General features: G+C 41.4%; 13 protein-coding genes. 7 read left to right on the forward strand and 6 right to left on the reverse strand.

Annotated features, from left to right (window positions below; all coding sequences use genetic code 11):
- Window positions 1–46 precede the first annotated feature (46 nt).
- From JHU38_RS03380 to JHU38_RS03395, 4 genes are read left to right on the forward strand one after another with little or no spacing between them, the layout of a single operon-like run.
- Complete coding sequence (locus tag JHU38_RS03380; protein WP_107580983.1) at window positions 47–526, forward strand: hypothetical protein; 480 nt, start codon at window positions 47–49, stop codon at window positions 524–526.
- 13 nt (window positions 527–539) lie between these two features.
- Window positions 540–776, forward strand: a complete 237-nt coding sequence (locus JHU38_RS03385) for a hypothetical protein (RefSeq protein WP_107580984.1) — start codon at window positions 540–542, stop codon at window positions 774–776.
- A gap of 35 nt (window positions 777–811) precedes the next feature.
- Window positions 812–1,387, forward strand: a complete 576-nt coding sequence (locus JHU38_RS03390) for a hypothetical protein (protein ID WP_107580985.1) — start codon at window positions 812–814, stop codon at window positions 1,385–1,387.
- Between the two features lie 48 nt (window positions 1,388–1,435).
- Window positions 1,436–1,747 (forward strand): hypothetical protein, encoded by a 312-nt coding sequence (locus JHU38_RS03395; RefSeq protein ID WP_107580986.1) that lies wholly within the window; start codon window positions 1,436–1,438, stop codon window positions 1,745–1,747.
- A 52-nt stretch (window positions 1,748–1,799) separates the two neighbouring features.
- On the opposite strand, the gene JHU38_RS03400 is transcribed toward JHU38_RS03395, so the two are convergent.
- From JHU38_RS03400 to JHU38_RS03415, 4 genes are read right to left on the reverse strand one after another with little or no spacing between them, the layout of a single operon-like run.
- The gene (locus tag JHU38_RS03400; RefSeq protein WP_107580987.1) at window positions 1,800–2,201 is read right to left on the reverse strand and encodes a hypothetical protein; all 402 of its coding nucleotides are present in this window, start codon (window positions 2,199–2,201) and stop codon (window positions 1,800–1,802) included.
- Between the two features lie 13 nt (window positions 2,202–2,214).
- Window positions 2,215–3,159, reverse strand: coding sequence for a BsuBI/PstI family type II restriction endonuclease (locus tag JHU38_RS03405; protein ID WP_107580988.1), 945 nt, complete (start codon window positions 3,157–3,159; stop codon window positions 2,215–2,217).
- Entirely contained in the window at window positions 3,147–4,616 is a 1,470-nt protein-coding gene (locus JHU38_RS03410) for an HsdM family class I SAM-dependent methyltransferase (RefSeq protein ID WP_107580989.1), read from the reverse strand. The genes JHU38_RS03405 and JHU38_RS03410 overlap by 13 nt, the downstream gene beginning before the upstream one ends.
- Complete coding sequence (locus JHU38_RS03415) at window positions 4,616–5,188, reverse strand: recombinase family protein (protein ID WP_107580990.1); 573 nt, start codon at window positions 5,186–5,188, stop codon at window positions 4,616–4,618. Before JHU38_RS03415 ends, JHU38_RS03410 begins: the two co-directional genes overlap by 1 nt.
- Window positions 5,189–5,830: 642 nt before the next feature.
- Here JHU38_RS03415 and JHU38_RS03420 point away from each other — a divergent pair.
- The 3 genes from JHU38_RS03420 to JHU38_RS03430 all read left to right on the forward strand — a co-directional run bounded on the left by JHU38_RS03420 (window position 5,831) and on the right by JHU38_RS03430 (window position 6,917).
- Complete coding sequence (locus tag JHU38_RS03420; protein WP_107582281.1) at window positions 5,831–6,166, forward strand: hypothetical protein; 336 nt, start codon at window positions 5,831–5,833, stop codon at window positions 6,164–6,166.
- 46 nt (window positions 6,167–6,212) lie between these two features.
- Window positions 6,213–6,395: a hypothetical protein gene (locus JHU38_RS03425; protein WP_146156969.1), complete on the forward strand. Its 183-nt coding sequence runs from the start codon at window positions 6,213–6,215 to the stop codon at window positions 6,393–6,395.
- 135 nt (window positions 6,396–6,530) lie between these two features.
- Entirely contained in the window at window positions 6,531–6,917 is a 387-nt protein-coding gene (locus tag JHU38_RS03430) for a hypothetical protein (RefSeq protein WP_232369821.1), read from the forward strand.
- Window positions 6,918–6,996: 79 nt separating this feature from the next.
- On the opposite strand, the gene JHU38_RS03435 is transcribed toward JHU38_RS03430, so the two are convergent.
- Both JHU38_RS03435 and JHU38_RS03440 read right to left on the reverse strand, forming a co-directional pair.
- Window positions 6,997–8,253, reverse strand: coding sequence for a replication initiation protein (locus tag JHU38_RS03435; protein ID WP_107580992.1), 1,257 nt, complete (start codon window positions 8,251–8,253; stop codon window positions 6,997–6,999).
- A gap of 601 nt (window positions 8,254–8,854) precedes the next feature.
- Window positions 8,855–9,119: hypothetical protein (locus JHU38_RS03440; RefSeq protein ID WP_207859304.1), on the reverse strand; the 265-nt coding region annotated here is incomplete at its 5' end.

The raw sequence follows: 9,119 nt of genomic DNA on the forward strand, positions 1-9,119 counted from the left end.
AAAGCAGCTAAACTAAAGGGAAATGTATCACTTAAACATTACAGCTATGCACGCATGGATTTATCAGATTTCAGACAGTCCGATAGAGGAGTTTATTAACGAGGACACTCTTAATCAGGGAGACGGCACAGATTACGACTGTTGTGCAGAGATTTCGGTAGAGGAGCGCAAAGAGGCTGTCAAAACATTGTTGGAGAACATCCTGCCACTTGATATGTTCAAGCAGGTTGATGACAAAGCGTTTGATTATGTCGGAGGTATCGAGGAGTGGAAACGTCAGTGGGTGCAGCGCATACAGCAGAAAGCAGCTGCCATCAACAACGAAAACGTAATGGATTCCGTTGGTGCGACCTACAAACTCGAACAGGAAATTCAGAACCCTTTAGACACAGATGCACACTTCTATCTTTGCGGAGATAGTTGTCAGAGCTTTGCCGAGAAGTCGGCAGAACTAATGCGATGGATAGACACCTTGCAGGTGGGCAGCAAAGTCTATATCGGAGGTATTATTGATTTTCATTTCTAAATCATCTTGCATTATGGAAAGAAAAATAATTTATTTGGTTTACAGAACAGACCCTTGGCACTCCCTCAATTCGAGGGAGCTTGTCTACATCGGTGAGGATATGGAGGTTATTATCGCACAGCTCAAAGCATATCGAGGCATGACAGAGGACGATGCCAATGAGATAAGGAGCATCCTGCAAACTCAATGTAACAACCGAGATTATGAGTGGGAATTTGAGGCACAGCAAATCAATGCTTTCGCAGGTTAAGACAACATATTTATAACTTTCAAAACTTTAGAACAATGGCAAATTGGGCAAGTACAAGCTACCGCATAGAGGGCAGTAAGAGTGATTTGGAACGAGTGTATGGCGTGATAGACGATTTCATGTCCGAAAGGCGGAAGCCTGTTGAGGAGAATGCAGCCAAGGAATGGGAGGGCAACATCGTCAAGGCATTAGGGGCGACCGACGAGCAGGTTTCGAAGAATTATCTCCGGGGCTTCATCCAAGAGTATGAAATGGACGGCAATACTATCCGCATAGAGGCGGAAGAAGCATGGGGAGCAACTGATTTTCGTCATGTACTGGCAATGCTTATGCCCGAACTGACCATCTATTTTATCGTAGAGGAGCCGGGCTGCGAGGTTTATGCCACCAATGATGACGGGGGCAGGTATTTTCCAGAAAAGTTTTATGTGGACGCTTGTGTCAATGGCGACTATCAGAGCGAATACTTCGAGACCGAAGAGCAGGCTATGGCGTATGCAGCTGAACTACTCGACATGGAAAAGATGACCCAAGCCAAGTTGGAGAGCTGGAACGAAGACCAAGAAGGCGATGACTTCATCTATATCCACGAGTTTGAGATTGTAGCGTAGTAAAGGTAACGGCAGGGCTAACCACCCTGCCACAATTCAGAAATAGATATGAGACACGAAAATTATTACCAGCAGTATGTGACCATCCGCAAAAAGGAGGTCAAGGCTTTGAACGAAACCATGCGCAACCGCATAGACAGGGAATTTCACTGGTCAGCAGATTTCCCTTACGTTACCGCAGATTTGAGCAATTGCGATGGTCACTTGGAAGCCAAGGTAATGGCGGTGAAATTCCCTGTCACTCCACACAGCGGCATCCTTATTATGCCCGACGAAGACCACGAGTATTACGAGGTAGGTTATACCGACCTCTTGTATGGAGACATAGATGCCATACTGGATGCACTGCCAGAGGAATAAGACAATAAGCCATCATTCCATAAAGTCCCTGGATTGATGGCTTATTGCATTATTATATTTCTGGACGCTTAGGTGGACACAGTTGCCTCCTTGTATATAGTTTTTCATCTGGCTCTGTGGGCAAGGCTAAAGGAAGAGAAAACTTGATACGACTTGTGGAGGAATTGGTATTCTCGCTACTTCCTTTCTTCCCTACATTGAGAACTGACAGTATTTCAATTCCTCCACCTCCTTCTTTGGAGTTTGAATTTTGAATGTTGATGGCAACATCAAAGTCAACATCTGTTACATAGTGTTGCCTGCCTTCCTTATCAACGGTATTTTTAAATCCCTTATCGGTTTGAATGTTAGCAGAAGCCACAAAAGCGGTCTTTTTTGACAAGGCTGTGTTGGCTTCATCAACACCTTCCACTATTTGCATGATGGTGGCTTTTACAAATTCATTTAGTTCCATTGTAATGCTTGTTCTATTTATCTGTAGTTTTTCTTGGTCCCATGAACTTGTCCCCATTCAGGTGTATCATGTGGTCTGGCATATCTGCAATCCATACTTCTGTTTCCCAGGCCAGTTGTTCGGAGAATCTTTTGAATTTGGAAAAATCAAGGAAAGTTGTGACAAATATTTTCCCCGACTTTACCCCTTCTGTCATTTGGTTTATATCCCTTACTCTTTCGGGGCTCATAGGCCCCACAGAATCCACTGCCTCAATAAAGTATAGCCAGTCTTTATCCTCTCTGTAAAGAACCACATCCGGCATTTTATCATGAAGCGTTATGGCGAAGCCTAACTCCGTTAGTTTCGCTTCATTCTTAACCATGTCTTTATGTGTGGTATCTCCAACATAGAGACATTCTGAATTTGGGGCAAAGCGAGGTGCGAACTCTTCCAAAATAGCTTTTTGCAGTTGGTTATGCGAACCAGGGCTAAATGTATAGTCCTTTTTGTTTATCCTGACAGGCATTTTACGCATTGTTTTTTTTGAAGCATAAGTATCTATCAGCTTTTCGTGGTGCGAAAGAAACTTCTTCAAGGCAGCATTCTCGGCATTATCTTCCTTCGTCTTCTTGGTTTCCTGGATAACTTTTAGAAACTCATCAGTAAGCCTGTACCTATAGTTTGGGCTGTTGGTAGCCTTGCCATTATCTTCTATCAATGCCGCCGTCCTAAAATGGTGCATGGCTTGTTTACGGAAAGTTTCTCTTGAATTTTCTGCATACTTGGCACTATAATTGGCATTGATGAATGCAATTACATCATGTATTCTAATCCAATTATTTGTTGCACTGGCGAAACTGCCTATCTCTTTCAAATTGGCCATGGCCAATATTGTTAGGGCGCACAAGTCTGATTGTTGGGCTGGCGGCATACCGATGTCTGCCAGCAGACTCTTTATTTTCTTTAGTTTATCCATTTTCTTAAGATGTTATCACATACTGTTTGGCTTAAATCTGTTCCTTTAAGTTCTTTTCCCATCTTACAGATAGTCTCTTTAGAAGGAACTGGCATGTTGTTTATTTCTGTGGAGTTGACCTGTGTTGAGCCATTCAATATCCTGTAATATTGGTCATAAATTGTAGAATTGAGCAGCACGTAAAGTCCATAGGCTTCCTCTTGCGAGTCGCATTTGATATAGTTTATTTTGTTCTGTGTGCTTATATACTTGTACTCGGGATAATCGGAAGACAAGTATATACCGCATTGTAATCTCCTTTTCTCCTCCTTTGCCGTAAATCGTTTAACGAACAGATAGTTCGTATTTTCCTGTAAATAGCCTTTCCGTTCTGTGTCGATGAACTCATTTTCTTTGCCCACTGGCCACACAATTCGTCCAGCCTTGATGTGCTGTGAGTAGAAAAGTGGATAAGTACTTTCCGATGGCTCACTTCTCAATACATCCTTGGTGCGAAAATCCACAATTATTCCAGTTTTCATACGCAAGTCATCTGAAGCAAGAGTGAAAGGCAGCTTTCTAAGTGTGGAAAGAATATCCGCTTCCTGGTCATTGGTAACTAAATAGACATAGCCGTTATTGCTAACAACGGTATCATAATCTACATCAAAATATTTCAAATCAGAAAAATCCGATGTGTCAGATGATGAAATCCTTATCTTCGACGGTCGTGTGCTGTCTTTCCTGATTTTGATAATCATAGTTTCCTGTAGGACGGTCTCACCATCAAAGATTTTATCTCTGCTCCCAAAAATATGAATGTCGGTAATCATACAATGTGACAGCATGTATTTTCTAAAACGTTCAAAGTATGCCCCCGAAGTCCATGATCTTGGAATGATATAGACAAGCTCTCCACCCTCTTTGAGGTTGTGGATGCCCATAGCAAAAAAAAGAAAATACAAGTTAGGGGCACCGTAGCACAGTTCGTCCATGTGTGTAGCCTCGGGTGCGTCCTTTGGTATTTTCTTATATGGTGGATTGCCTATAATCAAATCATAGGTTTCTCGATCTCTTTGCTCAAACAAGGATGTACTTCTTCCGAAATCTTGGGAAGTAATGTAATTTTCACCACGAATCTCAAATGTGAAATCAGAGTCGTTTACAGAGGCGAGATTTTGAGCAAGTAAACCGAGAACTTTCTCATCATTCTCATAGCATACAAGCTCTATTAAGCCCGAATAGCCACTTTCACGTATTCTGCTTAACAAAGCCACGGACAATATGCCACTGCCAGCACCTGCGTCAAGAATTTTCAGCGATTTCTTTTCCATATCGATATGGAACATGGCAGCCATGAATACGGCTATAGATTCCGATGTAAAGAACTGACCATATTTTTTCCTGTCAGCTTTAGCATTGGAGCCGACAAAAGATGAAGTCCTATATATAGTTTCACTTAGAGGTGACATAAGCATTATTTTCTGTTCAGTTTAATATCTTTCATCTGTAGATAACGGTAGATTGTGGATTTAGACTTTATGCCCAACTGCTGCATAATAGAGGTAATTGACATTCCTTGCTTATACAAACCCGAAACTGCCTCTATCTTGTATCTGTCGATTCCAGGCGTTCTGCCAAACTTTTTTCCCTTTAGTTTTGCCTCTTTACGCCCTGCAGAACAACGCTCGGCAATCACAGACCGCTCAAATTCCGCCAAAGCTGTCATCAGCGTCATCATCAGCTTTCTAGTAGTGGAGCTGCCGTCAATACCGTCTTGTATGGAAACCAGGGCTATGTCCCGATTACGCAGGTCTTCAAATATCTCCAATAGGTTTTTAAGCGAACGCCCTAATCGGTCGAATTTATAGACCACAAGCGTATCACCCTCCCTTAAAAAGGAAAGGCACTTTTCAAGCTCCGGGCGTTGCCTGATGCCCGACACCTGCTCTTGGAAGATGGTCTGGCATCCTTTAGCCCTTAAAGCCATGAGCTGCATATCAAGATGCTGCTCCCTACTCGATACTCTTGCATAGCCTATATTTGCCATCGACTAATGTTTCGATTATTATTTCTTTGCAAATATACACAAAATCGAACTTAAAAACAAGTGGTAAGAGTGTTTTTATCTCTTTGTTTTGAGGTTCGATTATCTTTTCGTACTGTGTCCGCCCTTGATTTTCCACAGGAATGCTCCCTAAGTTTGTTGGCAGCGTTTAGTGTACTGTCAACCTATACTACCCTGCTATCTTTACTTTTTCCCTAATGTCTTATCCTCATTTCGTCAGAGCCAATGGCACAGACTTCATTATAGCCCGGCAAAACACACTATCGTAAGTTTTGGTCTTTTTCTCATCCCTTCATTACTCCTACGGAGGTATTTATTCAGTAGGCGTTGCCTACTTCTTATCGGGTAGCTGCCTGTATTGATTTTTATTGTGCAAAGGTAGTGTAGCCTCCATTTCTGTGAAAATACCGCTAAAGCTATTTTCAGAAAAGTTTGGACAGACCCTCCGCAATTTCTCTTGCTGACAAATTGGGGTTCCATCCAAACTTTTCTGAAAAATCCTTGCGCATCCATTCCTCCTCCACTGTTACCATGCACATAAAAATTCAATCCCGGACAGCTCCCACTGACAAGCAGTGGGAAACTAAAGGGAAAAAGTATCACATCAATAAAACTTTAAAAAACATGGTTACAATTCAAATTCCTGCCAGTGTCGATGAAACAATGTCGATGATTGGCTACGAGCCGAAAACCACCTTTTGGACGGATTTTTCGATTGCTGACAAATTTGGTATCGAGGCTATCGTTGACACCTTCAATCGTGCTTTCGATGAGTGGCACACAAACCACGTCTATCTCACCGAGCTTGTTATGGTACTCAACCACAAGATTTGGCAATGGTATGAGAAGAACGACACTATTGCAAGAGTGTACAACAAACTTTGGCGCAAAGCTGATGAGTGGGCGCAGGAGAACTTACACAGCGAGGAGTTGAACTACTTCTACGACGTAACGGACTAACAAGGAAACGGAGGGGATTAACCACCCCTCCACAATTCAGAACAATATGAAGAATTATATTTTATTTTTATTCTTATTGGGAAGTGGCATCAACCTTATCGTTGCAGACCAGGCAAGCGATCTTGCCAAGTGTGTGTACTTTTTCTTCTTCCTTGTTGCTATTGTCCTTTGGGTAGTATTTAGCAAACAAGATAAGAACTTTGTTAAGCTCATGGAAGATTATAACTAAAGAGCACCTGACATGAATAAGGTATATCTCACTGCTTCATGCCCTGTATGTGGAAAGCGAATTTTCCTCAATAGTCACGGCTATCAGTGCGAGGGTTGTACTTTTCACATATCCAGCTTTATATGCAATCGACGGATGACAGCCCGGGAAGTCGAGAAAATCCTAAGAGGTGAGAAAATTATCTTGGACGGATTTTCCACAAACGCAGGAAGGATATTTTCATCAATCCCTGTTATTGACGGCAATGAAGTAAGGCTTGATAACACTGTTAGCTATAGCCCTGGTATCGGTCGTGTAATCGTTGGTACACGAACTTTTATTTGTGCGAGCCAAAACGGTCAGCCCAAGAGTAAATTTAAAGTACAGCGCATCTACAATGGACACCCTATCACTGTAAACGAGGTGAATACCTTGTTGCATGACGGCAACGTTGTATTTGACGCATTTGACGAAGAAGGGAATCTCCGAAGACAGAGACTTTCTTTCGACAAAAAAACACAGAAGGTCTCATTCCACCAGTAATAGCAAAGGGGGCCCTGTCTCACGACAGAGGCCCCTTTTAAGGGTTTTGCAATAACTGTATCACTTTCTTTAAAACTTATCATTCAGGCGAATATGGCGGTATAGACCAACCGTATTCTTTCAGGTTTTGTGCAAACACAAAATCTATCAAACACTTCTGCTTGTATTTTTTTGTTCCTTGTTGGAATTTTGCTTGCTTTTGGTTTTCGTAGACAACCTGAATAACCTGCGAATAAGTATCGTTGCTTTGGCGTTGCTCTTCGTCAATCTTGGCCATATAGTAGTCTGCTGCTGCATTATCCAAATAGCTGTTCAGCAACTGGCGTACCGTGTCTCTTTGGAAATCTCCATCGAGGCTAAGCCAGTCGGTCTGCTTAAAAGTCTTTTCCTTTGGTGCTTTCTTTAACGCCTTTTCCTCGTATGGAAATAGCAGAGCATCGCCTTCCTGCCAGGGCCGATCCTTTTCGGCATCACTCGACTTGGGAAACTCTCTTGAATAGATATAGAAGCGTAGATTCTTGGGAGATCCGTTCCTGCCACGTCCATAACGATCAGGCACTTCAAAATCAAACCACACATCACATAGATGATTTTTGTACAGCGCATACAATTCTCGTTGGGCAGGAAGTATCACCTTCTCCACCATTGTTTTGAATCGCTGATATTTCTCTTTCTCCAGTAGCTCTCCAGTCTTTGGGTCATGAAGTTCTGATAGCCCAAAAGTGAAGCGGAATGCCTCTATCGACATTTTTAGAACTCTCTTTTTGTAAGTCTCGTCAGGAGTTGTAGGGTCAATAAAGCGGAAATCACCCGAATAGAGACAGCATATCTCATAGAATTTTTGTGAGTATTTTGATTCCAGTAAGATTGCCGTATGTAAATTGAGGACTGTAAACGACTTGGTAAGATTGATGACGTAGTCATACAGCTCTGGAGAGACACGCACCGTATAGTCATTCGTTGAGGTATTCCATCTAAAAGCGTCTATCCAGTGAAAGTAATCCACTACCAACTGTTTGTCTTCATTCTCGTGAAACTGGACGATGGCTTTTTGTGCAAGCGACCGCACTGTTTTGTAAGTACGCATAACGTTGGTGTTTCCACCGACTGAAGCTAAATCCCGATCCGTCATATTGAATACAAGATTCTGCCAGTTATCACGCATTGTTAATCCCATTTCTTCATACCGCATCTTGATAGCCTCTGACAACTTGTAGAGGAAACGGCGTTCCATCATCGTATAGCGAAGAGGAGAACGGAGAAGAAGGTTGTTGAAGCTGAAGGAGCATTTGCCCACGTCGCCATTTTCTATGAGGGTGATTCGTCTTATTGCCATTGCCAAACCCTTTAATTGAACTTTCAGAATAGATGATCTCTGATGTCGTAGCGAAAATTCGATTAAAGGGTACCGAGAAGACAACTGTCAGCTGTTTCGGTAATTGTATTAAAGTGCATCGAAACGACAATGCAAATGTATGAAGATTATAAGATAAAACAAAGAAAAGATGACAAAACTTTGAAAAGTCGGATTGGCGCATTAAACAATCAAGGGAAAGAAAGAGACTTTTCCCAAAAGGTTACTTAATCATTCTCAAAAGGTTACTTAATCATTCTCAAAAGGTTACTTAACAACAAGTAATCTCTATGATTTTCAGCGAGTTACAAGGCTCTTAAATAAAGCTTATAAATAAATATAATAAATAAAGCTTTATACGCGCGCGAGAGAAACTTTGAACTAAAGGGAAAAAAACAAGGTCGACGACGTATAAAAAACAAGTCTTCAATTTTACCGAAAGGTTACTTAATAGTTCTCAAAAGGTTACAGAGGAGTATTTCAAAGCGGACAACCATACATCAATATTTTTTCGAAATAATCTCCAAAAATCAAGGTTTTTTATTTTTATCCCGATAATATAACAATAGCATTACAACTTTTTTCAACGGTAGCCAATAAGACAATAGGCAGCACAGAGATCATATGACCACTTTCCCCTCCTGTCTGCCATGCTGAATATTGGTATCACCGATGATTTTTTGCCCTTGTTGTTTTTGTTTGTTGTTTTGCCTCTATGATTAGCAAACTTCATAATTTTTTGTAAAACATATATCTTGTTTTTATGGTTGTTTGTTATTTTGCTTTTATGATTTGTAAACTTCATAATTGTTTGTAAAGCATATATCTTGTTTTTATGGTTGTTTGAT

Source organism: Prevotella illustrans (assembly GCF_017426725.1).
Lineage (GTDB): Bacteria > Bacteroidota > Bacteroidia > Bacteroidales > Bacteroidaceae > Prevotella > Prevotella illustrans.

Excerpts from the sequence above, each read along its gene's own strand:
- JHU38_RS03395 (WP_107580986.1), top strand. The coding sequence starts at position 1,436 with ATGAGACACGAAAATTATTACCAGCAGTATGTGACCATCCGCAAAAAG.
- JHU38_RS03430 (WP_232369821.1), top strand. The coding sequence starts at position 6,531 with ATGACAGCCCGGGAAGTCGAGAAAATCCTAAGAGGTGAGAAAATTATC.
- JHU38_RS03380 (WP_107580983.1), top strand. The coding sequence starts at position 47 with ATGCACGCATGGATTTATCAGATTTCAGACAGTCCGATAGAGGAGTTT.
- JHU38_RS03410 (WP_107580989.1), bottom strand. The coding sequence starts at position 4,616 with ATGCTTATGTCACCTCTAAGTGAAACTATATATAGGACTTCATCTTTT.
- JHU38_RS03435 (WP_107580992.1), bottom strand. The coding sequence starts at position 8,253 with ATGGCAATAAGACGAATCACCCTCATAGAAAATGGCGACGTGGGCAAA.
- JHU38_RS03405 (WP_107580988.1), bottom strand. The coding sequence starts at position 3,159 with ATGGATAAACTAAAGAAAATAAAGAGTCTGCTGGCAGACATCGGTATG.
- JHU38_RS03425 (WP_146156969.1), top strand. The coding sequence starts at position 6,213 with ATGAAGAATTATATTTTATTTTTATTCTTATTGGGAAGTGGCATCAAC.
- JHU38_RS03390 (WP_107580985.1), top strand. The coding sequence starts at position 812 with ATGGCAAATTGGGCAAGTACAAGCTACCGCATAGAGGGCAGTAAGAGT.
- JHU38_RS03420 (WP_107582281.1), top strand. The coding sequence starts at position 5,831 with ATGGTTACAATTCAAATTCCTGCCAGTGTCGATGAAACAATGTCGATG.
- JHU38_RS03385 (WP_107580984.1), top strand. The coding sequence starts at position 540 with ATGGAAAGAAAAATAATTTATTTGGTTTACAGAACAGACCCTTGGCAC.
- JHU38_RS03400 (WP_107580987.1), bottom strand. The coding sequence starts at position 2,201 with ATGGAACTAAATGAATTTGTAAAAGCCACCATCATGCAAATAGTGGAA.
- JHU38_RS03415 (WP_107580990.1), bottom strand. The coding sequence starts at position 5,188 with ATGGCAAATATAGGCTATGCAAGAGTATCGAGTAGGGAGCAGCATCTT.